Genomic DNA, 24667 nt, shown 5'->3' on the forward strand with positions numbered 1-24667 from the left:
ACCGATCGACACCGATCCGCCGGGCCGCTTCGCGCCGGTGCCGTGCGGTGCGCGCCGGACCTCACCCGGCCAACCGCGCCGGAGTGGGCGCCGGAGGGCGCACCGGCGGGTCGGTCGGGAAGGCCCGGGCCGCGCCCTGCACGCGTACGGTCACCTCGCCCCCCAGGACCACGGCGGCATCGCCGTCGAGGATCCGGGCGGTGATGTGGGTGCCGTCGGGCAGACCGAGACCGACCAGGGCGTCGTGGCCGTGGAAGTCGTGGCGCAGGACGGTCGCGGTGACGCCCTCGGTGCCGGTCGTGAGGCGCACCTGTTCGGGACGCACCAGCACGGTGACCGAACCGTCGGGCACCGCACCGGTGAGCGGTACCAGACCCAGCGCGGTCCGCGCGGTGCCCTGCTCGACGACCGCCGGCAGCAGCACCGCGTCGCCGACGAACTCGGCGACCCAGAGGTTGACCGGCTCGCGGTACACCGAGGCCGGTGCCGCGGCCTGTACCACCCGTCCCGCGCGGAGCACCACCACCTGGTCGGCTACCGACAGCGCCTCGCCCTGGTCATGGGTCACGATCACACCGGTCGCGCCGTCAGCCCGCAGCGCCTCGCGCACGTCGTGGCGCAACCCCGCGCGCAGGCTCGCGTCGAGGGCGCTGAACGGTTCGTCCAGCAGCACCACCGACGGACGGGGCGCCAGGGCGCGAGCAACCGCCACCCGCTGTTGCTGCCCGCCGGAGAGCTGATGCGGCATGCGAGCGCCGAGCCCGGCGAGCCCCACCAGTGCCAGCACCTCCTCGATCCGGCCGGACCGTCGGGCCGCCCGGTCCAGGCCGTAACCGATGTTGTCCGTCACGCTCAGGTGCGGGAAGAGGGCACCCTCCTGCGGCACCACCGCGATGTTGCGTCGGTGCGTCGGAAGGTGCCGCCTGCCGCCCGCGACCAGGACGCCGTCGATGCGGATCTCCCCGGCGTCCAGCCGCTCGAATCCGGCCAGGCAGCGCAGCAGGGTGGTCTTGCCACAGCCCGACGGGCCGAGTACGGCGGTCAGTTGGCCAGACGGTACGCGGAGATCGACCCCGGCGAGGGCATTCACCTGGCCATACCGCTTGATCAGGCCATTGACCACGACCTCACTCATGTCGCCCTCCGCTTCGCTGCGTTCCGGCCCGGCTGACCCTCGCTCATGACCGCTTCTCCTTGTCGAGCAGCCCGCTGCGGGCGACCAGCAACCAGGTGGGCAGGGCCGAGATCACCACCAGCAACACGGCATAGGGTGCCGCTGCGGCGTAGGCACCGACTGCCGTGCTGGTCCACAACTCGGTCGCCAGGGTGTCCGTTCCGGTGGGACGCAGCAGCAGGGTGGCGGGCAGTTCCTTCATGCCGGTGAGGAAGACCAGCGCCGCACCGGCGCCGATGCCCGGCAGGATCAGCGGCAGGGTCACCGTGCGGAGGACCGTCCACGGCCCGCGACCGAGTGAGCGGGCCACCTCCTCCAGCCGGGCGGAGGACTGGGCGGCGGCGCTGGCCACCGCGCCGACCGCCAGCGGCAGGAACAGCGTGGCGTACGCCAGGGCCAGCAACCACCGCGTCTGATAGAGCGGGTACGCCACATTGATGCCGAAGAAGATCAGTGAGAGCCCGACGACCACACCGGGCAGCGCGTGACCGAGGTACGCCAGCCGGTCCAGTGCGGTGGTCAGTGGGCCCGGGGCGCGGGCCGCGAGCAGGCCGAGGGGCAGCGCCAGCACCATGGTCAAGGCGGCACCGGCCAGCGACACGGTCAGGGAGTTACCGGCTGCGGCGAGCACCTCGGGCAGGGCCCCAGGACGGGACGTGCCGGCGGCGAGCCGCCGTCCCAAACTGACCGCCGGTACACCCAACGCCAGTACGGCGACAGCTACCAGGGCGGACACGGCCGGCCAGCGGGCCGCACCGAGCGACAACCGGGGTACCGGACGGCGCGCGCCGGACAGCCCTGCGTACTGGGCTCCGCGGCGACGCGTGGCGGTCTCGCCGGTCAGCAGCAGCACGGTCAGCGCGACCAGCACGCTGGAGAGCACCAGCGCCCCGGTGCGGTCGAAGCCCAGTTCGAGGGCGACGAAGATGGCTCGGGTGAAGGTCTCCGCGCGCAGGATGGAGACCGCGCCGAAGTCGGAGAGCACGTACAGCGCCACCAGCAACGCCCCGGCGGCGGTGGCCGGCCGGATCTGTCGCAACGTGACGGCGGTGAAGGTGCGCCACCCGCCGCGCCCCAGGGACCGGGACACCTCCTCCTGGGCGGGGTCCGCGCCGCGCAGTGCTGCGGCCACCGGCAGCAGCACGTACGGGTAGGAGCAGAGGGTGAGCACCAGGGCCGCCGGCCAGAACCCCGCCAGCCGGGGTGCCGTGGAGACCCAGGCGAACGCGGCGATGTAGGTGGGGACCGCCAGCGGTAGCGCTGCCAGCACGGCGAACAGTCGTCGTCCGGGAAGGTCGGTACGGGTGACCAGGAAGGCGGTGCCGACGCCGAGCAGTACGCAGGCGACAGTGACCACGCCGGCCAGCCCGAGACTGCGTAGGGCGAGCAGACCGACCCGCTCGGTCCAGAGTTCGGCGGCGATCCGGTCCCCACCGGCCTCCACGGTGCGTACCCCGAGGTAGGCAAGCGGGATCAGGGCGACGGCCACGGCTGCGGCGGAAGCGGCCAGCAGCGCCGGACGAGGGGTCAGTTTCCGTAGCCGGCCGGAGACGACCAACAGGGCCGACCGGATGCCGGGCGGCCCTGCGGTGGTCGACGGAGTGGTCAGGGGACCAGCCCCGAATTCTTGATCATGGTGACGGTGGCGTCCAGCGTGTCGAGGTCGTTCAGATCGACCTCGGGCACCGACAGGTCGGCCAGCGGCGGTACGTAGGCCGGTCCCGGCACACCGGAGATCACCGGGTACTCGAACGTCTGCTCGGCGAAATAGGCCTGCGATTCCGCACTGAGCAGGAAGTCCACGAACCGTTGCACGTCCGGGTCGCTGGCGGCACGGTTGAGCACGCCCACGCCGGCCACGTTGACCAACGCACCGGTGTCCCCGCCGGGGAAGAAGTGCACCTTGGCCTTGAGCTCCTCCGGGGTGGTGCCCTGCTCCTTGGCGATCTCCCCGAGGTAGTAGTGGTTGACCAGGCCGACCGCGACGATGCCGCTGTTCACGTCCTCGACGATCTTGCCGTTGCCGTCGCGGATCTGCGGATCGTTGGCCCGGAGCCCGGCCAGGAACTCCTCGGCCCGGGCGTCACCGTGCTGTACCCGGATCGCGGTCACGAACGCCTGGAACGAGGCGTTGGTCGGGGCCAGGGCGACCTTTCCCTTCCAGGCCGGATCGACCAGGTCGAAGACGGACTTCGGCAACTGGTCGGTCGGGACCAGATCCGGGTTGTGGACCAGGACCCGCGCCCGGGCGCTCACGCCGACCCACTGGCCGGTGCCGGCCCGGTAGGTCTGCGGCACCTGGGACGTGGTCGCCTCGGGCAGCGTGCTGAACATTCCGCGCTTGGCGACGGTGCCGAGTGCGCCCGCGTCCTGCGCGAAGAACACGTCGGCCGGGGACCTGTCGCCCTCCTCGACGAGCTGGGCGGCGAGCTGCGCGGTGCTGGCGTACCGCGGCTGCACGGTGATGCCGGTCTGCGCGGTGAACTTCTCCAGCAGCGGCTCGACCAACTTCTCACTGCGTCCGCTGTAGACGGTGATCTGCTTGTCGCCCTGTTCGTCGGAGCCAGCTTTCTCGTCTCCGCCGGAACCACAGGCGGCCAAGCCGAGAACGAGCAGGCTGGCGGTGAGCAACGCGCTCGTGGCGCGATGGGTGACTGGCACGGTGAACCCCTCTTCCGGTCAGGACGACCGACGGGAAGTTAGCACAGCCTAACCAAAGTTGGCATCGAGATGGGTGGCGGATCACGCCCTACCCTCGACGACCAGGCAGGATGTGGGCATGACGCTCGTACTGCCCATTGACCCGGAGGCGAACCGGCTGCTGATCCGCGATCCGCTGGCCCTGCTGATCGGGATGGTGCTCGACCAACAGGTCCCGATGGAGAAGGCGTTCTCTTCGCCGTACGTGCTCGTCGAGCGGCTCGGCCACGACCTGGACGCCCGGGAGTTGGCCGAGTACGACCCGGAAGCCCTGGTGGCGATCTTCGCCCGACCGCCCGCGCTGCACCGGTTTCCCAAGGCGATGGCGGCCCGCGTACAGGAGGTGTGCCGGGTGTTGGTCGAGCGCTACGACGGCGACGCCGCCCACCTGTGGGCGGGCCTGGAAGACGGCCGTGAGCTGCTCAAGCGGATCACCGCCCTGCCCGGATTTGGCCGGCAGAAGGCACAGATCTTCATCGCGCTGCTCGGCAAGCGGTTCGAGGTGCGGCCGCCGGGCTGGCGGGAGGCGGCCGGCGACTACGGCGATCCGGATGCCCACCGGTCCGTCGCCGATGTCACCGATGCCCAGTCACTGCGCCTGGTTCGGGAGTACAAACAGCAGATGAAGGCGGTGAAGGCGGGCGCGGGCGGGGGCTGATCCGGGCCGCCTCCTACGACGGCAGGAGGGCGGTCGATGGCAGCGCAGCGGGGCGGCGCGCTACTGCGTGGCGAGGTCGGATCGGCGCGGACCACCTTCCTGGAACTCTTTCTCGACCTGGCCCTGGTCTTCGCGCTGACCCGGGTGTCGGTGCGCTTCATCGACGAGGTCGAGCACGGGTTGACCGTGATGGGCTTCCTGGAGGCCCTGCTCCTGTTCCTCGTCCTGTGGCACGTCTGGACATTGATCAACTGGGTCACCAGCCGGTACGAGCCGGACGCTCTGACGATCCAGTTCGTCGTGGTCGGGACGATGTTCTGCAGCCTGGTGATGGGGGTCACCCTGCCTCGGGCGTTCGAGGAGCGGGCGCTGCTGTTCGTGGTGGCGTACCTGGCGGCGGTGATCGTCCGCCCCGTGCTGATCGCCACCGCGCTGGGAAGGCATCCCCGTCGTAGCGTGCCGTGGCGGCTGGCCGCGTGGGCGGCTGCGGCCGGGGTGTTCTGGCTGGCCGGCGCGCTGGTCCCCGAGATGAGGTTCGGGCTGTGGGTCGTGGCCATCTCGATAGACATGGTCGGATATCTACTGGGCTGGCCGGTGCCCGGTCTCGGCCGGGCGCCGGTCTCGGCCTGGCGGATCGCCGGGGAGCACATGGCGGAGCGCTACCAGCAGATCTTTCTCATCGCACTGGGTGAGACGATCCTGGTCATCGGGATCACCTACAGCGGCGAGGGATACGGGAAGCTGGCCGTGGCGGCCTTCACGGTGGCCTTCCTCACCACCGCGCTGCTCTGGCGGATCTACTTCCACCGTGCCGGTCACCTGCTGACCGAGGCGCTTCGGATGGCCCGGTCGCCGGGCCGGCTCGGTGCGTCGACATCCAGCACCCATCTGGTGATGGTGCTCGGTGTCGTGCTCACCGGAGTGGGCTACGAGTTGGTCATCGTGAAGCCGTTCGATCGCGTCGAGCCGGCATGGTTGATCTTCATCGTCGGAGGTCCGGCCCTGTTCCTCCTGGGGCGGGTCCGTTTCGAGTATGAGATCTTCGCCCGGATCGCCCGCCGACGGTTGCTGATGGTGCTGGTGCTGGCCGGATCCGCGCCACTGCTTCTGCTCGGGACGCCGATGCTGGCTCTGTCCGTGGTCGCCGGTGGCTTGGCCGTGATCGCCCTCGTGGACGGCTTGTACAGCCGGCGTCAGCCCATGGAAACGTCGGCGTCTCCACTGGCCTGGGACGATCACGGCCGCGTCGACTTCCCTACCTGACCCGCGCGCTGCGCTGCCGGGGCATCATGCCGAGCACACCAGGACGCAGGCCATATCTCGTCGGTCGCCCGGTCAGGGTGACAGGATGGGGGTGACCCCTCCGGAGGAGGTACCACGGTGAAGCGTCAGGCGTACCAGCCGATCCTCATCACCGACGCGTCACGCAGCCAGGACGACCAACTGACCAGTCGGCAGCGGCGTTACGTCGTGATGATGGGCATTCGCGTCGCCTGCGTGATCGTCGGCTCGATCCTGGTGGGCACCCGGGCACCCATGCTCTGGCTCTGGCTGCCCCTGGTCGCCCTGGGCAGCGTGGTCATCCCGTGGCTCGCGGTGCTGCTGGCCAACGACCGGCCGCCCAAGGAGCAGCACCGCCTCGCCAACCGCTTCTCGGCGCGTTCCGCCACGGAGGCGGCACCGCCTCCGATGAGCCTCGCCGCCGAGGAACGACCACACAAGATCATTGACGCCGAGCCCTGATCCGTCGGCGCAGCTCAGGTCGCCGGTCGCGCACCCACCTGGGCCACCGCCGCAGCGCCGAGATCGGCCGCCCGGGCCAGGGCGGCCTCGGGCGTCGCCCCGGCCAGCCAGGCACCCAGCAGGCCTGCCGCGAAGGCGTCACCCGCCCCGGTCACGTCCCGCACCGCCACCCGATGCGCGGGCGAGGTGACGATCCTGCCGTCCCGATCGATCCAGATCGCGCCGGCACCGCCGCGCTTGACCACCACGTGACGCGCCACGGCGACGAGGGCCCTGCCCTGTGCCGCCGGTTCCAGCCCGCCGGCCAGCACCGTGGCCTCGTCCACGTTGACCAGCAGCAGGTCGACATCGCGTACCCACTCCAGGAACGCCGCCGTACCCGCCGCCCGCAACGGTGCCGCCGAGGCCGCGTCGACACTGGTGGTGAGGCCGCGCACGCGAGCGCCGGCCAGCGCCCGCAGGCCGGCCGGTCGGGAGTCGGCGTCCAGCAGGGTGTACCCGGACAGGTGCAGGTGCGTCGCGTCCGGCGTACCGGCCAGCGCCGCGTCCACGTGCTCGGGACGTAGCCGTACGTTCGCCCCGCGCTCGGTGATCATCGTGCGCTCGCCACCGGCGGCCAGCACGATCACCGTACCGGTGGCGGATCCGGCGATCCGTTCCACCGCGCAGTCGACTCCGGCAGCGGTCAGCTCCGCCAACCGATCACGCCCCGAGCCGTCGTCACCGACCGCCCCGACCAGGGTCACCGGAACGCCCTGGGCGGCCAGCCAGGACGCGGTGTTGGCCGCCTGCCCACCCCCGGCGAACCTGATCGTCGCCGGGGTGTCGGAGCCGGGTGCCAACGGACCGGTGAGCACCGCCACCACATCGGTCACCACGTCACCGACGACCAGGACGCGGCGGGTCCCACCCGACCCGCCACCGTTGGCGTTCACGTCGGCGTGTCAGCCCGGCGCTGGGCGGCGGCGACCGCGATCCGGGCGGCCAGGTCGGCGTTGCGCAGGATGATCCGGACGTTGACCGCCAGGCTGGCCCCCGCCGTCGCGGAGTGGAAGTGGGCCAGCAGGTACGGCGTGACGGCCTTGCCGGTCACCCCGTCGCGCTCCAGCAGGGCGAGACCCTCGGCGAGCGTACGGTCGTGCAGGCCCGGGTCGAGCTGCTCGTCGGTGGGCAGCGGGTTGGCGACGATCAGCCCGCCGTGGTGGGCGCGGTGCTGGTCACGGGCGGCCAGCACGTCGGCGATCAGCTCGGGGGAGTCCACCGACCAGTCGAGGTCGAAGCCACCGTCGGTGATGAAGAAGCCCGGGAACCGGCGCGTCCGGTAGCCGACCACGGCCACTCCGAGGGTCTCCAGCCGCTCCAGGGTGGCACCCACGTCGAGGATCGATTTGACCCCGGCACAGACCACCGCGATCGGCGTACGCGCCAGGGTGACCAGGTCCGCCGACTCGTCGAAGGTCTGCGCCGCCTCCCGGTGCACCCCGCCCAGCCCGCCGGTGGCGAAAACGCCGATGCCCGCCGCAGCCGCCACGGCACTGGTCGCGGCCACGGTGGTCGCACCGTCCGCACCGGTCGCGGCGGCCACCGCGAGATCGCGTACGGAGAGTTTGGTCACATTGTCGGCGGTGGCCAGGCGGGTCAGCTCAGCGTCGTCGAGTCCCACCACGAGTTCGCCGGCGACCATGCCGATGGTGGCCGGCACCGCGCCCGCGTCCCGGACGGCCTGTTCGATCTGCCGGGCCACCCGGAGATTGTCCGGCCGGGGCAGGCCGTGCGAGACGATGGTGCTCTCCAGAGCGACCACGGGACCCTGCTCGCGCAGCGCCCGGGCCACCTCGGTGCCGTAGCGAAGATGAAAGTTGGTCACAGTCGCTCACGGTACGCTCGCCACGCGGGTCACCTCAGGTGGACCGGGTTAGGGTGACCTGCCAAACTTGACGGTCGGAGGTGCAGACGTGAGTGCACAGGTCCTCGAACGTCCCGAACTCAAGGACGCCGACACCGGTCCGGAGATGTTCCACTACGTCCGGAAGGAAAAAATCGCCGAAAGTGCCGTCATGGGCACCTTCGTCGTGGCGTTGTGCGGGGAGAAGTTCCCGGTGACGAAGACGCCCAAACCGGGCTCGCCGGTCTGCCCGAAGTGCAAGGAGATCTACGACTCGTACCGCGAGTGAAGTCTTCGGCCTCGCGCGGCGGCCGGCGTAACCTGCGGCGGTGACCACCTCCACCGCCCTGCTCCTGGCTGACCTGGCCGGAGTCGCGGTCTTCGCCGCCTCCGGTGCCTCCGCGGCGGTGGCCAAACGACTCGACCTCTTCGGCGTGGTCTTCGTCGGATTCGTCGCCGCCCTCGGCGGCGGAATCGTCCGGGACCTGGTCATCGACGAGGTCCCACCACTGGCCTTCGCTGACTGGCGCTACGCGGGCACCGCCGCCGTGACCGCCGCGGCGATCTTCTGGCTGCATCCGCAGTTCGCCCGGCTGCGTACCACCGTCCTCGTGCTGGACGCGGCCGGGCTCGGCCTGTTCACCGTCGTCGGCACCGTCAAGGCACTCGACGTCCAGGTCCCGGCGGTCGGCGCCTGCGTGATCGGCATGATCACCGCGATCGGTGGCGGACTCGTCCGCGACCTGCTCACCGGTGAGATCCCGGTGGTGCTGCGGCGGGAGATCTATGCCGTCGCGTCGCTCGTCGGGTCGATCATGGTGGTGTTGCTGCACGGTCTCGGGCACCCCGGGCCGATCCCGCTCACCGCCGCCGCCGCGCTGGTCTTCGGCGTACGCCTGATTGCCCTGCGACGGCGCTGGTCGGCGCCGGTCGCGACGATGCGCCCGCCGCGCACCGGCCTGTCGGGGCCGCCGCCGGAGTGAGTCGGCAGTGGCGAAGGGCACCCCGGCGACGGGTGTGGCGTCGCGTCGGCACCACAGCGGGTCCTGGTTATGCTGAGTCGGCCTTCGCGGCTCGGCTGCGCGGAGGCATTTTCGTGGGGCGACCGCCACGCCCCTCGGCCCGGATCCGCCGGCCTGCGGCCGGGACGTCCCCGTGTGGCCGGAGAGGAGCGAACGCGTGGCAGTCCGGACACCGGCGCTCGAAACGTTCCCGCCCCTGCGCGCCTGGCAGCGCAAGGCTCTGGTGGAGTACCTGCGCCGGCGCGGCGAGGACTTCACGGCGGTTGCCACCCCGGGGGCGGGGAAGACCACCTTCGCCCTGCGGATCGCCGCCGAGCTGCTCGCCGACGGCAGCGTCGAGGCGGTGACCGTGGTCGCCCCGACCGAGCACCTGAAGACGCAGTGGGCGGAGGCCGCCGCGCGGGTGGGGATCCAGCTCGACGCCGCGTTCCGCAACGCCGACCTGCACTCCTCGGCGGATTTCCACGGTGCGGTGGTCACCTACGCGCAGGTCGGCATGGCCCCACAGGTGCACCGGCGACGCACCATGACCCGACGGACCCTGGTCATCCTCGACGAGATCCACCACGCGGGCGACTCACGTACCTGGGGCGACGGGGTGAAGGCGGCCTTCGAGCCCGCAGTACGCCGGCTGATGCTGACCGGCACACCCTTCCGATCCGACGACAACCCGATCCCCTTCGTCAGCTACGAGCGGGGCGACGACGGCCTGCTGCGCTCCCGGGCCGACTCGGTGTACGGCTACAGCGACGCGTTACGCGACGGCGTGGTGCGGCCGGTGCTGTTCCTGGCGTACTCGGGGGAGACCCGGTGGCGCACCAACGCGGGGGAGGAACTGGCGGCTCGGCTGGGTGAGCCGATGACCCAGGATCTCGTCGCGCAGGCCTGGCGTACCGCCCTGGATCCGGCCGGCGACTGGATGCCCCAGGTGCTGCGGGCGGCCGACGCCCGGCTGACCGTGCTGCGGGAGGCGGGCATGCCGGACGCGGGCGGGCTCGTCATCGCCAGCGACCAACAGGCGGCCCGCTCGTACGCCAAGCTCATCGAGCAGGTGACGGGGGAGAAGGCGGCGGTCGTCCTCTCCGACGACGTGGGCGCCTCGGCCCGGATCGCGACGTTCGCGGCGTCCGAACAGCGCTGGCTGGTTGCGGTGCGAATGGTGTCCGAAGGCGTCGACATCCCCCGGCTGGCCGTCGGCGTCTACGCGACCAGTGCCAGCACGCCGTTGTACTTCGCGCAGGCGATCGGGCGTTTCGTCCGGGCCCGGCGTCCGGGGGAGACCGCGTCGGTGTTCCTGCCCAGCGTGCCGCACCTGCTCGGGCTGGCCAGCGAGATGGAGGCCGAGCGGGACCACGTGCTCGGCAAGCCGAAGGACCGTGAGGGCTTCGACGACGACCTGCTGGAGCGGGCCCAGCGCGACGAGCAGGCCAGCGGCGAGCTGGAGAAGCGTTTCGCCGCGCTCTCCGCCACCGCCGAACTGGACCAGGTGATCTTCGACGGCGCCTCGTTCGGTACGGCGGCCCAGGCCGGCACCCCCGAGGAGGAGGAGTACCTGGGCCTGCCCGGACTGCTCACCTCGGAACAGGTGGCGTCGTTGCTCGCCAAGCGGCAGGCCGATCAGCTCGCCGCCCAGCGACGTCGGGCGGCCGAGCGGCGGACGGAGTCAACGGCGCCCGCCTCCGCTCCGGCGGCACCGATGAGCGCCGCCCAACGCCGGGTGGCACTGCGCCGACAGCTCAACGCCCTGGTCGCGGCCCAGCACCACCGCACCGGTCAGCCCCACGGCAAGATTCACGCCGAGCTGCGTCGCCTGTGCGGCGGCCCTCCCAGTGCCCAGGCCACCATCGAGCAACTGGAAGAACGCATAGCCACCGTCCAAACCCTCTGAACCCACCCACCCCGCCTCTTCACGCTTGATCACGTTGGGGTCGGGGGACAGCATGGAAAAGCCGGCCGGAGGCATCCCAGGGATGCCTCCGGCCGGCTTATGTCGGGTTGCTGAGCCCCTCAGTTGGCCATCAGGTCAGCGCCACGCCAGCTGAACTCCGGGTCCGTCGCGTACCGCACGGTGATCTTCACGAGATCCTCGGCGTACTTGTTGGCGTGGTGGCCACAGAACACCAGTTCGCTGCCACCCGCCAAGGTGATCCGGAGCTTGCCAGCAGCATTGCAGCGGTCGCACCGTTCATCGGCGGCCGGGGGGCTCACCGTCTCGGGCGGCGGCGTGAGGGTCGGGGTCATCGCCTTCCTCCTCTGGTCGTCACCGATGAACACTCTCTTCGGTCTTGGTCACCTATCGTGCAACACCCTTGCGGGCCCTCGCCTTCCCTGTGTGCCCACGGGGGACCGAGGTCACACCTGGCACGGACAGTGTGCCGTGCACCAAGGGTGCCACGTCAACGATCACAATCGTGCAACCACCTGATCACCATCCGACGTTGTACGTCTGGTGGTCAAACGGGCACGATCAGTTGACTGAGGCTGATCAGTCAAGGTAGTCGCGGAGCACCTGGGAACGGGAGGGGTGCCGAAGCTTGGACATCGTCTTCGACTCGATCTGCCGGATCCGCTCGCGGGTCACTCCGTAAACCTGACCGATCTCGTCCAGGGTACGGGGCTGGCCGTCGGTCAGCCCGAACCGCAGGCGTACCACACCCGCCTCACGCTCGGACAACGTCTGCAGCACCTGCTGGAGCTGGTCCTGCAGCAGGGAGAACGAGACCGCGTCGACGGCGACCACCGCCTCCGAGTCCTCGATGAAGTCGCCGAGCTGACTGTCGCCCTCGTCACCGATGGTCTGATCGAGCGAGATGGGCTCCCGGGCGTACTGCTGGATCTCCAGCACCTTCTCCGGTGTGATGTCCATCTCCTTGGCCAGTTCCTCCGGCGTGGGCTCCCGGCCCAGATCCTGAAGCAACTCGCGCTGAATCCGGCCCAGCTTGTTGATCACTTCGACCATGTGTACCGGGATGCGGATGGTGCGGGCCTGGTCGGCCATGGCGCGGGTGATGGCCTGGCGGATCCACCAGGTGGCGTAGGTGGAGAACTTGTAGCCCTTGGTGTAGTCGAATTTCTCGACGGCGCGGATGAGGCCGAGGTTGCCTTCCTGGATGAGGTCGAGGAAGGCCATGCCCCGGCCGGTGTACCGCTTAGCCAGCGAAACGACCAGGCGGAGGTTTGCCTCCAGCAGGTGGTTCTTGGCCCGTTCGCCGTCCCGCGAGATCCACAGCAGGTCGCGCTGCATGTCCCGGGCGAGCTTCTCCTCACCCTCGTCGGCGGCCCGCAGACGCTCTGCGGCGTAGAGCCCGGCCTCGATCCGCTTGGCCAGCTCCACCTCCTGCTCGGCGTTGAGCAGCGGAACCTTGCCGATCTGCTTGAGGTACGCCCGGACCGAGTCCGCCGAGGCGGTCAGCTCGGCGTCCCGGCGCGCCTGCTTGAGCGCCTCGGACTCCTCGTCGTCCCACTCGAAGTCGTTGTCGGTGGCGGAGTTCGCCGCGTCGGTCGCGGCGGCCTGGGCCAGCTCTGCCGGCTCCTCGACCACGACGTCCTCGATCTCCGCGGCGAGTTCCTCGGGATTGACCTCTCCCTCGGCACCCTCGCTCTGGCCCACCTTGCCCGATTTCGCCGCGCCGGCCGCAGCGGCCACGGTGGCCTTGGTGGCCCGGGTGGACTTCTTGGCCGGCGCAGCGGCCTTGGCGGCGACCTCCGCGGTGGTGCCGGCCGCCTTGCGTGAGGTTGCCTTCCGCGGCGCGGGCGCCGGTGCCTCCTCGGCCGCGGGCGCCTGCTTCGGGGCAGGAGCGGCCGCCTTCTTGGTGGTCTTGGCGGTGGTGGCTCGGGACGCGGGGGTGGCGGACCGGGCGGCGGCGACCCGTCGGCGGGTGCTGGCCGAGCCGTCGACCACGACGGTCACCCCGGCCTCGGAGAGCGCCCGCAGGATCTTCTTGGCCTGGGCCGGAGTCACCTCGGCGGACTCGACGGTGCGCGCGAGCTGGGCCGACGTGAGCTGGCCGCCGGCGCTCTGCGCGTGGGCGATCAGGGTGTCGGTGAGCGAGCGAACGTCGGCGCCGGTCTGGCGGGGTTCTGTCACGAATGACCTTCCGGAGGCGAAGAGCGAGCACGGCCGGGTTCGTCCGACGCAGCGAGGGGCACCGCGCCGGGCGATGTGGTTGAGAGGCCCCCGTGTCCCGGGCCGGCCGGTTGTCGGGCGGCCCGTGGCGCGTGGGCAGGGGTGAATTGTAACGCCGTCTGCGGCGATCATCCTGCGCCGCACGGCTGATCGACGGTCGGGACCGCCGATTCGGTGCGCTTTTGAACTTTGTAAGGATGATACCTGCGCGAAAGCCAGATACCTGGCCGTGTGGGAAGGGGACGGATGATGGACCTCTCGGCACCATCGCCACCGCACCTGTTGGAGATCGCGATCGAGGTGGCTCGGGGCGCGGCGGCCACCGCGTACCGGATGCGCACCGAGGGTGTCTCGGTCGCGGCGACCAAGAGCACCGTCACCGATGTGGTGACCGCGGCGGACCGGGCCGTGGAACGTCAGATCACCGCCGAACTGCGTCGGCTGCGGCCGGCGGACGCCGTGCTGGGCGAGGAGTACGGCGCCGCGGCAGGCGGCGACGGCCCCCGAACCCGGGTGCGGTGGATCGTCGACCCGATCGACGGCACCGTCAACTACCTGTACGGGCTGACGCACTGTGCAGTGTCGATCGCGGCGGAGGTGGACGGCGCGGTGGTGGCGGGTGTGGTGCGCAACATCCACACCGGCGAGGAGTGGACCGCGACCGTCGGCGGCGGCGCCTGGCGCGAGGGCCGGCGGTTGCGCTGCTCCACCGAGACCGATCTCGGTCAGGCGCTGGTGCTCACCGGCTTCGGCTACGACTCCGCCCGCCGGGTACACCAGGCCCGGGTGCTGACCGAACTGATTTCCCACGTACGCGACATCCGCCGCCTCGGTGCCGCCGCCGTCGATCTCTGCCTGGTCGCCGAGGGGCGGGCGGACGCGTACTACGAGAAGGGCCTGGCCGCCTGGGACCAGGCTGCCGGAGCGTTGGTGGCCACCGAGGCCGGCCTGCGGGTGGGCGGGCTCAAGGGGCTGGCCCCTGGACCGGAGATGGTCATCGCCGCTCCGCCCACGCTGTTCGACGTGCTGCACGACCACCTCGCCGCGTTGGACGCCTCCGGCGGCCCCTGACGCCGGGCCAGGGCCGGGGTGGGACCGCCCGGTGGCCCTGGCCGGTCAGCCGTCGACCGGCATCGGGCAGGAACCAGGCGGCGCGACCGGCGCACCGAGGTCACCCAGCGACTGGTTGACCTCGGTGATGGTGGCCAACTGCTGGAAGTTGCTGCCCAGCACCACGTCGACGATGTCGTCCTCGCGCTTGGGGTCGTACTCCAGTTCGGCGTCGCCGAGGAAGTACGCCCGCAGCAGGTGCGCCGAGCCGACCCCCTTCGGGCCGTAGCGCAGCACCGCCACGTCGTCGATCTGCTTCTTCTGGTTTGCTTCCTTCTGCACCTGAAAGTCGCGGTTGCGGAAGTCGTCCCCGACATTGGCGGCCAACCCACGACGCTCCGTGGCGTTGTACACGTTGATCTTGACGTCCTTGTGGTCGCGCAAGGTGACGTCGGCGCGCGGCCAGTCGTCCGGACAACCCTCGCCGAGACCGGCGCTACCCTGGGTGTCCTTGACCAGGGCCATGACCACGAAAACCAGGGCGACCACCGCCAGCACGCCGACGATAACGAGTGCTCGCACTCGCGCAAAGCTCATCAGGGCACTCCCGGGCAGTGGTGGGTGGCGGCGGCCGGCGATCGGGCCGTCCGTCGGCCGTCGGGTACGCCGCTGAGGTTAACGGGTGTCCGACCGTCGCGTGGAAACAGTCCGACATGCCGGCGCGCCACCGGAGAACGGGGTAGTACTACCCCTATCTTCGTGTCGCCTGAGTCACATTGGGAACAACTTCCCGTGCAGGGGCGTACATCTCAGCCACGAGGGCGGTATACATGCCTCGCCCAAAGGGGGGGTAGGGTTCCGCGCTCGCCGGGGAGATCCTCTGGCGGTCTGGTCCGAGCGGTCGTCGGGTCAGGTGGCCGACACTTGCGGTGGCCGGCCAGCGGAACCGAAACAGCGTCGTCCGGCGTTACAACCGGAAGCGACAACATCGAAATGGGAGAGTGAACCGATGGCCACCGACTACGACGCCCCGCGCCGCGACGAGGTCGACCTCGGCGAGGACAGCCTGGAAGAACTCAAGGCCCGGCGCGTCGACTCGCAGTCGGGTGCCGTGGACGTCGACGAGGCCGAAGTGGCTGAGAGCTTCGAGTTGCCCGGCGCCGACCTTGCCGACGAGGAACTGACGGTAAAGGTGCTGCCGATGCAGCAGGACGAGTTCCGCTGTGCCCGTTGCTTCCTCGTGCACCACCGCAGCCAACTGGCAGTGGAACGGAACGGCGAGCTGATCTGCCGAGAGTGCGTCTGATCACAGGACGACCACGACCACGGCGGCGACTCCCGAGTGGAGTCGCCGCCGCCCGGCTCCGCGAGCGCCACGCCGTCCAACCTGGTTGACTCGTTAGCCATGAGCGAGCGAATCGGCGGCCTCGGCGTCGTGGTGCGGTCATGAGCGAGCACGGTGAGCGTGCCGAGGACGGCACCGACGAGCTGGGGAAGACGGTCGCCGCGCTGACCGCCGACGACATCGAGCCGGCGAAACGGCGTCAGCTGCTCGGCAGGCTGGTCGGGCAGGCCCGAGCCCGGGGGATCGGCGACCTGTTCAAGCCACGGGCCGCGCTGCGCTGGATGGTGGACACCGTCGCGGAGATCGCCCCGCACGTACCGGTCCGGGACCTGGCCACCCTGCGTCGGCACTTTCCCGGGCTGGAGGGCGAGGAACTGGCCGACCGGCTGGTTCGCAACGCGTCCCGGGCCACGGCGGGGGTCGGTGCTGCCGGCGGTGGCGCTTCGGCGGTGCAGTGGACGGTCACCCCGAGTCTGCTGTCCGCTCCGGTACTGCTCGCCGCCGAGACGGTCGCGGTGGTGGCGGTGGAGCTGAAGCTGACCGGTGAGTTGCACGAGGTCTACGGTGCACCGCTGCCGGCCGGTGGCACCGAACGGACGATCGCCCTGGTGCAGGCCTGGGCCAGCCAGCGCGGGGTCAATCCGATGATGCCGGGAGTCGGCGTGGGCGCGGTGCTGGGCACGGCCGCCCGGAACGAGCTGCGGGAAACCCTGCTCAAGCGTTTCGGCCGTAACCTCACCACGCTGGGTCCGTTCCTGACCGGAGCTGCGGTGGCGAGCTACCTCAACCGGCGGGCCACCCGGACCCTGGCCGAGCAACTCCGCGTCGACCTGCGTCGGCAGCGGCGCGGCCTGCCCGGTGAGCGAACCGCGCTGCCCGGCTCCTGACCCTCCCTCGGATCAGCGGCCCGCGTCCCGCGCCGCCAGCAGGGCTTCGGCCAGCTCTACCGGGTGCCGGGAGCTGACCACCCAGAACGGCGTGGGGTCGGCCGGGTCGTTCAGGACGATCTGGACGGCGCCGGGGATCCACGGCCGCTGGACGACGAACGCCAGCGGATCGGCAGCGACTCCGAGCACCTCACGCCGCCCCTCGGCGTCCAGCGCGACGGCGTCGGCGACGAACCGGACGGGCAGCCGGGCGTCATCGACCCGCAACTCTCCATCGGCCACCGCGACGCGGATGCGGCTCAGCCAGGCCAGCCCGGCGACGGTGGCCGGCAGCAGCACCGCGAACGGAAGCCAGGCGCGGGCACCGGGCGCGCCCATCCAGACCTCGACCGCGAGTCCGGCGGCGGCCGCGAGCCCGGCGAGCCACAACCACCAGGGCAGACGCAGACGCTCGGCGTACGTCGGAGGCGCCGAGACGGACGAAGGTGACGGTGACTGGCTCACTCGTGCCAGGGTACGGCGCGGCGGCTCCCGGGTACCGGGCAGGATGACAGGGTCACCCCCAGCGGAACGGACGAAAGAGGGACATCGTGACCGACGTGGTGCCCGTGCCGGTCCGGCGGCTCGATCCCGAGTTGCCGATGCCGGCGTACGCCCATCCCGGTGACGCCGGTGCCGACCTGGTGGCGGCCGTTGACGTCGAACTACCACCCGGTGGTCGGGCGTTGGTGCCGACCGGCGTGGCGATCGCGCTGCCCGAGGGGTACGTGGGCCTGGTCCATCCCCGATCGGGGCTTGCCGCCAGACTCGGCGTGACGGTGCTCAACGCGCCCGGTACGGTCGACGCCGGCTACCGGGGTGAGATCCTGGTGAACCTGATCAACCATGATCGGGCCGCGTCGGTGAAGATCTCCCGGGGCGACCGGATCGCGCAGTTGGTTGTGCAGCGGGTGGAACGGGCGACCTTTCACCCGGTGGTCGAGCTGCCCGCGTCTGGACGCGGCACCGGTGGGCACGGCTCCACCGGCGGCCACGCCGGGCTGGTACCGCCGCCGGCGATGGACGGCGCGAACGGAAAAGATGGCACCGTGAGTGCCAAAAGCGGAGGTTGGACGCAGTGATCTTCTCCCGAAAGCGGGACGCGGGACGGCACGCCCTTGACGAGCGGGCCGCCAACGTGCCCGAGACTAGCCCATCGACCCCGGTGGAGCCGGCGCGCGGGCCGTACGACGTCACCGAGGCGCCGGAGGGGGTGCAGCGGCTCGACCTGGGCAGCCTGCAGATCCCGGCGGTGGCCGGCGTCGAGGTACGGGTGCAGGCCGACCAACAGGGGGTGGTCCAGCAGGTGGTGCTGGTGCACGGCCAGAGCGCCCTGCAACTCGGTGTCTTCGCCGCCCCGCGGTCCGAGGGGATCTGGGACGAGGTGCGCGAGGAGATCCGCCAGTCGCTCATCGCCGACGGGGCCGCGGTGCAGGAGGCCGTCGGTGAGTACGGCACCGAGCTGCACGCCCGGGTACGCAACGAGGACGGCCTGACCGACCTGCGGTTCGTCGGGGTCGACGGTCCGCGCTGGATGGTCCGCGCGGTCTACCAGGGCGCTGCGGCCACCGATCCGGCCGCCGCCGGTGCGCTGGCCCAGTGCTTGGACGGACTGGTCGTCGACCGGGGCGTGGAGGCCAAGCCGGTACGTGAGCCGCTGCCGCTGCGGCTGCCGCGTGAGGCGGGCGAGCAGGCTGCGGCGACTGGACAAACCGATGCCGCGTCGACACCCGGAGGCCGCTGAGCGAGCTTCGGACGTCCGGCGTCTTCAGGGATGCCCGGCACGGCCGGACGGGCGCTTCCGGTGCGACGGGAGCGCCCTTTCCGGCGTACGCTGGCGGGTGCCGTCCCGGCTGTCGTCCGCAGGCGGTGGCTTCCGGTGCCTGCCGGCGGCGAGGAGAGGGTGACGCGGAACTCATGACCACCGACGAGGGTCGGGGTTCGCTGCGGCGGATGTTGCGACGGTTGACCGCGAGCGAGGCCGAGATCGAGGCGCAGCAGTTGCAGCGGGAAAGCGCCCGCTGTGGCGCGGTGCCGGTGCTGCAGTGTGCGCGGGGGCAGGTGGTGTCGGTCAGCGGCCGGCTGCGTACCGTCGTCTACACCCCTCGGACGAACCTGCCGGCGCTGGAGGCGGATCTCTACGACGGCACCGACGTCGTGACCCTGGTCTGGCTCGGGCGGCGGCACATCGTCGGCATCGAGCCGGGGCGGCACCTGACGGCCCAGGGACGGGTCGCGGTGCGTGACGACCGCAAGGTGATCTACAACCCGTACTACGAGCTGGAGCCGCCAAAGTGAACCTGCGGGCGTTGCAGATGGACAGCGGGCGATGACGACCGGACAACATCCGGCGACCCAGCCGGAGGCCGGGCCGGTGGACGAGGAGCGGCTGCCCACGGTCGCCGAACAGATGGCCGACCAGCTCGGTGGCTGGCGGGGGCTGGTCGAGTCCAGCATCCCGGTGGTGGTCTTCGTGGTCGCCAACATCGTCGGCGAGCTGCGGCCCGCCGTGATCGCGTCGGTGGCGGTGGCGCTGCTGATCGGTGGGCTGCGGTTGGCTCAGCGTCGGCCGGTGCGGCACGCGGTCAACGGCCTGTTCGGCATCGGGATCGGTGCCGCCATCGCCTGGCGCACCGGTGACGCGCGCGACTTCTACCTGCCGGGGATCCTCTACGGCATCGGTTACGGCCTGGCCCTGCTGCTCTCGGCGGTGATCCGGCAACCGCTGGTCGGCTGGATCTGGTCGGTGCTGGTGGCCAAGGGCAGCTCGGAGTGGCGCGAGGATGCCCTGCTGGTCCGCACCTTCACCAGGTTGACCGTGCTGTGGGGGGTGGTCTGGCTGGTCAAGGTCGGCGTGCAGGCCGCCATCTACCTGGCGGCCCGCCGGTTCGACCAGCTCGGCGACGAAGCCGCAGCCGCCGACATGGAGACCGCGCTCGGGGTGGCGCGGCTGGCCCTGGGCTACCCACCGTACGTGCTGCTGTTGCTGATCACGGTCTGGACGGTGCGGCGGGTCACCCGCCAGCGCCCGACGGAGCCGCTGACGGGCTGAGCCGCCACCAGCGGCGACCCGCCCGGCCCTGCCGGACCACGTTGGGCCGGGACCGGTGGGCTCAGTGTGACTCGCGGGTACGCTCGACGCTGTCTGGACCGAGGACCACCGCCCGCACGGAATCCTCCACCTCGGCGGTGCAGACGAAGACCAGTTCGTCGCCGGCCTCGACCGGATCGTCCGGGCTGGGCACCAGGACCCGCTTGCCGCGCAGGATCGCCACCAGCGCGGAATCCCGGGGCAGTGGCACCTCGCGGAGCGGACGTCCGACATAGGGCGCGGTCGGCGGCAACGTGATCTCGACCAGGTTCGCCTCGGACTGCCGGAACGTCATCAGGCGGACCAGGTCACCAACGGTCACCGCCTCCTCGACCAGCGCGGCCATCACCCGTGGCTTGCTGACCGCCACGTCCACGCCCCACTGTTCGGTGAACAGCCACTCGTTCTCGGCCCGGTTGACCCGGGCGACCACCCTCGGCACCGCGAACTCGGTCTTGGCCAGCAGCGAGACCACGAGGTTGACCTTGTCGTCGCCGGTCGCCGCGACCACCACGTCGCAGCCGGCCAGCTCGGCCTCCTCCAGGCTGGCCAGCTCACAGGCATCGGCCAACATCCACTGCGCGTCCGGTACCCGGGCGGGCCGGAGCATCCGGGGCTGCCGCTCGATCAGCATCACCTGATGGCCGTTCTCGATCAGCTCCTGGGCGATGGAGCGGCCCACGTTGCCGGCACCGGCGATGGCGATCCGCATGATCACTGACCCCCTTCCGGCGTCGCCGCCACGGATGTGACCGCCGGCACCATGTCATCGGTGACCAGCATGAAGACCTGGTCACCCTCCTGCACCACGCTGGAGGCGGTGGGCAGCGTGCCGATCCCGAAGCGGATCAGGTACGCCACCCGCGCACCGGCCGCCTCCTCCAGGTCTCGTACCGGACGGCCGATCCAGTCCTTGTGCACCGGCACCTCGACGATCGAGACGGTGCTGGTGGGGTCGCGGAAGATCTCCACATTGCCCTCGGGCAGCAGGTGCCGCAGCATCCGGTCGGCCGTCCACCGGACGGTGGCCACGGTGGGAATGCCCAGCCGTTCGTAGACCTGTGCGCGGCGCTGGTCGTAGATGCGGGCCGCGACCCGGACCACGCCGAAGGTCTCGCGGGCCAACCGGGCCGAGATGATGTTGGAGTTGTCGCCGCTGGAGACGGCGGCGAAGGCGTCGGCCCGCTCGATGCCGGCCTGGCGCAGCACGTCGCCGTCGAAGCCGGCCCCGGTGACCGTGACACCTGTGAAGTCGGGTCGCAGCCGGCGGAAGGCGTCCGCGTCCTGGTCGATGACCGCTACCGAGTGCCCCCGGGACTCCAGGTTGTGCGCCAGGGTCGAGCCGACCCGGCCACAACCCATGATCACGATATGCACGCTGCCTCCCACGGTGCGGACCGCCGCGCCTCGTCGCTTGCGAGCCTGCCACGTCGGGGTCGCCGGCGGGGACCGACGGTACTCCCGCGCAGGTTGAGCCCGCAGCCGGCCTCCCCACGTGCTCACCGGTGGTGGTCGTACGCTTTGCCGTTGTGGCCCGATCCACCTCCCTGCTGAAGCGGCTGCTCGTCGGCCGGCCGTTCCGGTCCGACCGACTCAAGCACACGCTGCTGCCGAAGCGCATCGCCCTGCCCGTCTTCGCCTCGGACGCGCTGTCGAGCGTGGCGTACGCGCCGGACGAGATCCTGCTGATGCTCTCCATCGCGGGCGCTTCGGCGTTCGTGTTCTCGCCGTGGGTCGCCCTCGGCGTGGTGGTGGTCATGCTGACCGTGGTGGCCAGCTACCGGCAGAACGTGCGCGCCTACCCCTCGGGCGGTGGCGACTACGAGGTGGCGACGGTGAACCTCGGCCGGCGCGCCGGGGTGGGGGTGGCCAGCGCGCTGCTGGTCGACTACGTGCTGACCGTCGCCGTGTCGGTCTCCTCCGGGGTGGCCAACCTCGGTTCGGTGATTCCCTTCGTGGCGACCCACAAGGTGCTCATCGCGGTCTCCGCCGTGGTGCTGCTGACCGCGGTCAACCTGCGCGGGGTCAGGGAGGCGGGCAGCGCGTTCGCCGTTCCGACGTACGGCTTCATGATCGTGATCATCGGGATGATCCTCACCGGGCTGGTCCGGATCGTCGTGTTCGGTGAGGAGCTGCGCGCCCCCAGCGCCGACCTGGTCATCGCCGCCGAGTGGCACGACACCACCGGCTGGGCGATGGCGTTCCTGCTGCTGCGCAGCTTCTCCTCCGGCTGCGCCGCGCTGACCGGCGTGGAAGCGATCTCCAACGGGGTGCCGGCGTTCAAGGCGCCGAAGAGTCGTAACGCCGCCACCACGCTGCTGATGCTCGGCCTGGTCTCGGTGACCATGCTGCTCGGCATCGTCTGGTTGGCCCGGCTCACCGGGTTGCAGTTCGTCGAGAATCCCGCCGCGCAGATCGTCGCCGGTCCCGAGGGGTACGTGCAGAAGACCGTCACCGCCCAGCTCGGTGAGACCGTCTTCGGGTCGGGCTCGGTGCTGCTGTTCCTGGTCGTCGGGGTGACCGCCACGATCCTGTTCGTGGCCGCCAACACGGCCTTCAGCGGCTTCCCGGTGCTCGGGTCGATCCTCGCCCAGGACCGCTACCTGCCCCGACAACTGCACACCCGGGGCGACCGGCTCGCCTTCTCCAACGGGATTCTCTTCCTGGCCGGTTTCGCGATCCTGCTGATCGTCGGCTTCCAGGCCGAGGTGACCAAGCTCATCCAGCTCTACATCGTCGGCGTCTTCGTCTCGTTCACCCTCTCCCAGGCCGGGATGATCCGGCACTGGAACCGGCTGCTGTGCAACGAGCGGGACCCGCAGGCGCGGCGTCGGATGGTCCGGTCCCGGGCGATCAACACCTTCGGGATGGCGATGACCGCCGCGGTGCTGGTGATCGTGCTGATCACCAAGTTCCTGCTCGGCGCGTGGATCGCCATCGTCGCGATGGGTCTGATCTACGTGCTGATGCTGGCCATCCGGCGGCACTACGACCGGGTGGCGGTCGAGCTCGCCCCGGATGAGGGGCGGCCGGTGCTGCCGGCCCGCAACCATGCCATCGTGCTGGTCAGCAAGCTGCATCAACCCACGTTGCGGGCGGTGGCGTACGCGCAGGCCACCCGCCCCGACACGCTCACCGCGGTGACCGTCAACGTCGACGACCACGACACCCGCCAGTTGCAGGCCGACTGGGAACGGCGGGACGTGCCGATTCCGCTGACCGTGATCGACTCGCCGTACCGGGAGATCACCCGCCCGATCCTGAACTACGTGGCCGGGGTCCGCCGGGACTCGCCGCGCGACGTGGTCACCGTCTTCATCCCCGAGTACGTGGTGGGACGCTGGTGGGAGAACCTGCTGCACAACCAGAGTGCGCTGCGGCTCAAGGGCCGACTGCTGTTCGAACCGGGGGTGATGGTGACCAGCGTGCCGTGGCAGCTCGCGTCGACGGCCGGCAAGGACCTGGACCGGATGGACGCCACGCTCGGTCGTGGACCGGTCCGCGGCCCCCGGGTCGCGCCGCGCAGCACCCTGCCACCTGTCGTTCCGCCGCTGGCCCCGGATCGGGAACCGACGGACGGCGAACCGCGATGAGCGAGCGGATCATGCGGCCAGTGCGGTGTCCTGGACACGTACCAGGTGAGGGGGCGCGATGAGCCTGGAGGAGGCCGAGCGGGTCGAGCTGACCGTGGCGGCGGTCGCCCCCGGAGGGCACTGCGTGGCCCGGGTGGACGGTCAGGTGGTCTTCGTCCGGCACGCGCTGCCGGGTGAGCGGGTGCTGGTCGAGGTGACCGAGGTGCACCGGGGCTTCGTGCGGGCCGACGCGGTCACCGTGCTGGCGGCCGCCCCGGAGCGGGTCACCCCACCCTGCCCGTACGCGCGACCGGGTCGCTGTGGCGGCTGCGACCTGCAACACGTCGCTCCGGACGCCCAACTGCGCTGGAAAGAGGCGGTGGTCCGCGAGCAGCTCATCCGCCTCGGCGGGCTGGACGAAGCCGGCTGTGACGCGTTGGGCCTGCGGGTGAGCGCGCTGCCGGGTGGTCCGCTGGGATGGCGTTCCCGGGTCCGTTACGCGGTCGACGCGGCGGGTCGCGCCGGACTGCTCAAGCACCGCTCCCACGAGGTGGTGCCGGTCGACCGCTGCCTGATCGCCCATCCGGCCATCCAGGAGTTGCCGGTGCTCGCCGCCGCCGGGGTGAGCTGGCCGGAGGCCGAGGCGGTGGAGACCGTCGCCACCACCGGCGGGGACGTGGCGGTGACCGCCGTAGCGGCCGGGTCCAGCCGCCGGGTCAGCGGCCCGGAACGGGTCCGGGAGCGGGCCGCCGGCCGCGAGTGGGTGCTGCCCACCTCGTCCTTCTGGCAGGTGCATCCCGCCGCCGCGGACACCCTGGTCGACGCGGTGCTGGAGTTGACCGACCCCCGGCCGGGGGAGCGGGCCTGGGATCTCTACGGTGGCGCGGGCCTCTTCGCGGCCGCGCTGGCCGATCGGGTCGGCGAGACCGGGCGGATCACCCTGGTCGAGGCGGCCGGTGACGGCGTCACGGCGGCCCGGGAAAACCTCCGCGACCTGCCCGCCGTCGAGGTGGTGGCGGCCCGCGTGGAGACCGCGCTGGCCCGTCGTCGGGTCACCGGCCCGGTCGACGTGGTGGTGCTCGATCCGCCCCGGACCGGAGCGGGGGCGCGGGTGGTCCGTGACGTGGTGGCGGCCGGGCCGCGCGCGGTGGCGTACGTGGCCTGTGACCCGGCCGCGTTCGCCCGGGACGTACGGGTCTTCACCGGCCTGGGTTGGCGGCTGGCGGCGTTGCGTGGGTACGACCTGTTCCCGATGACCCAGCACGTGGAGCTGGTCGGGTTGCTGCTGCCCGGCCGGTGAGTGTGGTGAGTGTTAGGAAGGGACCCTTCCTCTACCGCAGGCGTTAGGAAGGGACCCTTCCTTCGCAGCGGGCGG

At 71.1% G+C, this 24667-nt stretch carries 26 protein-coding genes; 15 read left to right on the plus strand and 11 right to left on the minus strand.

The window, feature by feature from the left end; translation table 11 throughout:
* Positions 1 to 61 precede the first annotated feature (61 nt).
* From Vlu01_RS04565 to Vlu01_RS04575, 3 genes are read right to left on the minus strand one after another with little or no spacing between them, the layout of a single operon-like run.
* Positions 62 to 1135, minus strand: a complete 1074-nt coding sequence (locus Vlu01_RS04565) for an ABC transporter ATP-binding protein (protein WP_203994268.1) — start codon at positions 1133 to 1135, stop codon at positions 62 to 64.
* Positions 1136 to 1178: 43 nt separating this feature from the next.
* A complete protein-coding gene (locus Vlu01_RS04570) occupies positions 1179 to 2732 on the minus strand; it encodes an ABC transporter permease (protein WP_203994271.1) in 1554 nt (517 codons plus the stop codon).
* Between the two features lie 47 nt (positions 2733 to 2779).
* The gene (locus Vlu01_RS04575) at positions 2780 to 3835 is read right to left on the minus strand and encodes an iron ABC transporter substrate-binding protein (RefSeq protein ID WP_203994273.1); all 1056 of its coding nucleotides are present in this window, start codon (positions 3833 to 3835) and stop codon (positions 2780 to 2782) included.
* A gap of 118 nt (positions 3836 to 3953) precedes the next feature.
* Here Vlu01_RS04575 and Vlu01_RS04580 point away from each other — a divergent pair, with 118 nt between their 5' ends.
* The 3 genes from Vlu01_RS04580 to Vlu01_RS04590 all read left to right on the plus strand — a co-directional run bounded on the left by Vlu01_RS04580 (position 3954) and on the right by Vlu01_RS04590 (position 6275).
* Positions 3954 to 4532 (plus strand): HhH-GPD-type base excision DNA repair protein, encoded by a 579-nt coding sequence (locus tag Vlu01_RS04580; protein WP_203994275.1) that lies wholly within the window; start codon positions 3954 to 3956, stop codon positions 4530 to 4532.
* A gap of 36 nt (positions 4533 to 4568) precedes the next feature.
* Complete coding sequence (locus Vlu01_RS04585) at positions 4569 to 5795, plus strand: low temperature requirement protein A (protein ID WP_203994277.1); 1227 nt, start codon at positions 4569 to 4571, stop codon at positions 5793 to 5795.
* 117 nt (positions 5796 to 5912) lie between these two features.
* Entirely contained in the window at positions 5913 to 6275 is a 363-nt protein-coding gene (locus tag Vlu01_RS04590) for a DUF3099 domain-containing protein (protein ID WP_203994279.1), read from the plus strand.
* A 14-nt stretch (positions 6276 to 6289) separates the two neighbouring features.
* Here the strand turns inward: Vlu01_RS04590 and Vlu01_RS04595 are convergent, their stop codons facing one another.
* Together Vlu01_RS04595 and Vlu01_RS04600 are read right to left on the minus strand one after the other, a co-directional pair.
* The gene (locus tag Vlu01_RS04595; RefSeq protein ID WP_203994281.1) at positions 6290 to 7210 is read right to left on the minus strand and encodes a carbohydrate kinase family protein; all 921 of its coding nucleotides are present in this window, start codon (positions 7208 to 7210) and stop codon (positions 6290 to 6292) included.
* On the minus strand, positions 7207 to 8142 hold the full coding sequence (locus tag Vlu01_RS04600) for a pseudouridine-5'-phosphate glycosidase (protein ID WP_203994295.1): 936 nt from the start codon (positions 8140 to 8142) through the stop codon (positions 7207 to 7209). Before Vlu01_RS04600 ends, Vlu01_RS04595 begins: the two co-directional genes overlap by 4 nt.
* An 88-nt stretch (positions 8143 to 8230) precedes the next feature.
* Here Vlu01_RS04600 and Vlu01_RS04605 point away from each other — a divergent pair, with 88 nt between their 5' ends.
* From Vlu01_RS04605 to Vlu01_RS04615, 3 genes are all read left to right on the plus strand, one after another.
* A complete protein-coding gene (locus Vlu01_RS04605) occupies positions 8231 to 8449 on the plus strand; it encodes a DUF3039 domain-containing protein (protein WP_203994298.1) in 219 nt (72 codons plus the stop codon).
* Between the two features lie 40 nt (positions 8450 to 8489).
* Positions 8490 to 9143, plus strand: a complete 654-nt coding sequence (locus Vlu01_RS04610) for a trimeric intracellular cation channel family protein (RefSeq protein WP_203994301.1) — start codon at positions 8490 to 8492, stop codon at positions 9141 to 9143.
* A 196-nt stretch (positions 9144 to 9339) separates the two neighbouring features.
* The gene (locus Vlu01_RS04615) at positions 9340 to 11070 is read left to right on the plus strand and encodes a DEAD/DEAH box helicase (RefSeq protein ID WP_203994304.1); all 1731 of its coding nucleotides are present in this window, start codon (positions 9340 to 9342) and stop codon (positions 11068 to 11070) included.
* 119 nt (positions 11071 to 11189) lie between these two features.
* Here Vlu01_RS04615 and Vlu01_RS04620 read toward each other — a convergent pair whose 3' ends face one another.
* Positions 11190 to 11423 (minus strand): DUF7455 domain-containing protein, encoded by a 234-nt coding sequence (locus Vlu01_RS04620; RefSeq protein ID WP_073835435.1) that lies wholly within the window; start codon positions 11421 to 11423, stop codon positions 11190 to 11192.
* A 244-nt stretch (positions 11424 to 11667) separates the two neighbouring features.
* Positions 11668 to 13269: an RNA polymerase sigma factor gene (locus Vlu01_RS04625; RefSeq protein WP_203994307.1), complete on the minus strand. Its 1602-nt coding sequence runs from the start codon at positions 13267 to 13269 to the stop codon at positions 11668 to 11670.
* 288 nt (positions 13270 to 13557) lie between these two features.
* On the opposite strand from Vlu01_RS04625, the gene Vlu01_RS04630 reads away from it, so the two are divergent.
* Positions 13558 to 14379, plus strand: coding sequence for an inositol monophosphatase family protein (locus Vlu01_RS04630; protein ID WP_203994523.1), 822 nt, complete (start codon positions 13558 to 13560; stop codon positions 14377 to 14379).
* Between the two features lie 45 nt (positions 14380 to 14424).
* Here the strand turns inward: Vlu01_RS04630 and Vlu01_RS04635 are convergent, their stop codons facing one another.
* Positions 14425 to 14940: a LytR C-terminal domain-containing protein gene (locus Vlu01_RS04635; RefSeq protein WP_203994309.1), complete on the minus strand. Its 516-nt coding sequence runs from the start codon at positions 14938 to 14940 to the stop codon at positions 14425 to 14427.
* A gap of 427 nt (positions 14941 to 15367) precedes the next feature.
* On the opposite strand from Vlu01_RS04635, the gene Vlu01_RS04640 reads away from it, so the two are divergent.
* Together Vlu01_RS04640 and Vlu01_RS04645 are read left to right on the plus strand one after the other, a co-directional pair.
* Positions 15368 to 15664 carry a DUF4193 domain-containing protein gene (locus tag Vlu01_RS04640; RefSeq protein WP_007075406.1) on the plus strand — a complete coding sequence of 99 codons (297 nt, stop codon included), beginning with the start codon at positions 15368 to 15370 and terminating at the stop codon, positions 15662 to 15664.
* A gap of 140 nt (positions 15665 to 15804) precedes the next feature.
* Positions 15805 to 16590, plus strand: a complete 786-nt coding sequence (locus tag Vlu01_RS04645) for a hypothetical protein (protein ID WP_203994312.1) — start codon at positions 15805 to 15807, stop codon at positions 16588 to 16590.
* A gap of 12 nt (positions 16591 to 16602) precedes the next feature.
* On the opposite strand, the gene Vlu01_RS04650 is transcribed toward Vlu01_RS04645, so the two are convergent.
* Complete coding sequence (locus tag Vlu01_RS04650; RefSeq protein WP_373307279.1) at positions 16603 to 17103, minus strand: DUF3093 domain-containing protein; 501 nt, start codon at positions 17101 to 17103, stop codon at positions 16603 to 16605.
* A 77-nt stretch (positions 17104 to 17180) separates the two neighbouring features.
* Here Vlu01_RS04650 and dut point away from each other — a divergent pair, with 77 nt between their 5' ends.
* The 4 genes from dut (at position 17181) to Vlu01_RS04670 (ending at position 19681) form a co-directional block, all read left to right on the plus strand.
* On the plus strand, positions 17181 to 17711 hold the full coding sequence (gene dut, locus Vlu01_RS04655; protein ID WP_203994318.1) for a dUTP diphosphatase: 531 nt from the start codon (positions 17181 to 17183) through the stop codon (positions 17709 to 17711).
* Positions 17708 to 18373, plus strand: a complete 666-nt coding sequence (locus Vlu01_RS04660; protein WP_203994322.1) for a DUF3710 domain-containing protein — start codon at positions 17708 to 17710, stop codon at positions 18371 to 18373. Before dut ends, Vlu01_RS04660 begins: the two co-directional genes overlap by 4 nt.
* A gap of 173 nt (positions 18374 to 18546) precedes the next feature.
* Positions 18547 to 18927: an OB-fold nucleic acid binding domain-containing protein gene (locus Vlu01_RS04665; protein WP_203994324.1), complete on the plus strand. Its 381-nt coding sequence runs from the start codon at positions 18547 to 18549 to the stop codon at positions 18925 to 18927.
* 31 nt (positions 18928 to 18958) lie between these two features.
* Entirely contained in the window at positions 18959 to 19681 is a 723-nt protein-coding gene (locus Vlu01_RS04670; protein WP_203994327.1) for a DUF3159 domain-containing protein, read from the plus strand.
* A gap of 61 nt (positions 19682 to 19742) precedes the next feature.
* Here Vlu01_RS04670 and Vlu01_RS04675 read toward each other — a convergent pair whose 3' ends face one another.
* Together Vlu01_RS04675 and Vlu01_RS04680 are read right to left on the minus strand one after the other, a co-directional pair.
* Positions 19743 to 20432: a potassium channel family protein gene (locus Vlu01_RS04675; protein ID WP_203994330.1), complete on the minus strand. Its 690-nt coding sequence runs from the start codon at positions 20430 to 20432 to the stop codon at positions 19743 to 19745.
* Positions 20433 to 20434: 2 nt separating this feature from the next.
* Positions 20435 to 21097, minus strand: coding sequence for a potassium channel family protein (locus Vlu01_RS04680; RefSeq protein ID WP_203994333.1), 663 nt, complete (start codon positions 21095 to 21097; stop codon positions 20435 to 20437).
* A 152-nt stretch (positions 21098 to 21249) separates the two neighbouring features.
* Here Vlu01_RS04680 and Vlu01_RS04685 point away from each other — a divergent pair, with 152 nt between their 5' ends.
* Positions 21250 to 23313: an APC family permease gene (locus Vlu01_RS04685; RefSeq protein WP_203994336.1), complete on the plus strand. Its 2064-nt coding sequence runs from the start codon at positions 21250 to 21252 to the stop codon at positions 23311 to 23313.
* A gap of 58 nt (positions 23314 to 23371) precedes the next feature.
* Positions 23372 to 24592: a class I SAM-dependent RNA methyltransferase gene (locus Vlu01_RS04690; protein ID WP_203994339.1), complete on the plus strand. Its 1221-nt coding sequence runs from the start codon at positions 23372 to 23374 to the stop codon at positions 24590 to 24592.
* The last annotated feature ends 75 nt before the right edge of the window (positions 24593 to 24667 follow it).

The sequence above is a fragment of the Micromonospora lutea genome, assembly GCF_016863535.1.
Taxonomy (GTDB): Bacteria; Actinomycetota; Actinomycetes; order Mycobacteriales; family Micromonosporaceae; genus Micromonospora; species Micromonospora lutea.

What these genes read in the sequence shown, in the direction of transcription:
- Vlu01_RS04580 (WP_203994275.1), top strand. Translation starts at nt 3,954, where the DNA reads ATGACGCTCGTACTGCCCATTGACCCGGAGGCGAACCGGCTGCTGATC.
- Vlu01_RS04645 (WP_203994312.1), top strand. Translation starts at nt 15,805, where the DNA reads ATGAGCGAGCACGGTGAGCGTGCCGAGGACGGCACCGACGAGCTGGGG.
- Vlu01_RS04585 (WP_203994277.1), top strand. Translation starts at nt 4,569, where the DNA reads ATGGCAGCGCAGCGGGGCGGCGCGCTACTGCGTGGCGAGGTCGGATCG.
- Vlu01_RS04690 (WP_203994339.1), top strand. Translation starts at nt 23,372, where the DNA reads ATGAGCCTGGAGGAGGCCGAGCGGGTCGAGCTGACCGTGGCGGCGGTC.
- Vlu01_RS04565 (WP_203994268.1), bottom strand. Translation starts at nt 1,135, where the DNA reads ATGAGTGAGGTCGTGGTCAATGGCCTGATCAAGCGGTATGGCCAGGTG.
- Vlu01_RS04670 (WP_203994327.1), top strand. Translation starts at nt 18,959, where the DNA reads ATGACGACCGGACAACATCCGGCGACCCAGCCGGAGGCCGGGCCGGTG.
- Vlu01_RS04620 (WP_073835435.1), bottom strand. Translation starts at nt 11,423, where the DNA reads ATGACCCCGACCCTCACGCCGCCGCCCGAGACGGTGAGCCCCCCGGCC.
- Vlu01_RS04630 (WP_203994523.1), top strand. Translation starts at nt 13,558, where the DNA reads ATGGACCTCTCGGCACCATCGCCACCGCACCTGTTGGAGATCGCGATC.
- Vlu01_RS04675 (WP_203994330.1), bottom strand. Translation starts at nt 20,432, where the DNA reads ATGCGGATCGCCATCGCCGGTGCCGGCAACGTGGGCCGCTCCATCGCC.
- Vlu01_RS04640 (WP_007075406.1), top strand. Translation starts at nt 15,368, where the DNA reads ATGGCCACCGACTACGACGCCCCGCGCCGCGACGAGGTCGACCTCGGC.
- Vlu01_RS04665 (WP_203994324.1), top strand. Translation starts at nt 18,547, where the DNA reads ATGACCACCGACGAGGGTCGGGGTTCGCTGCGGCGGATGTTGCGACGG.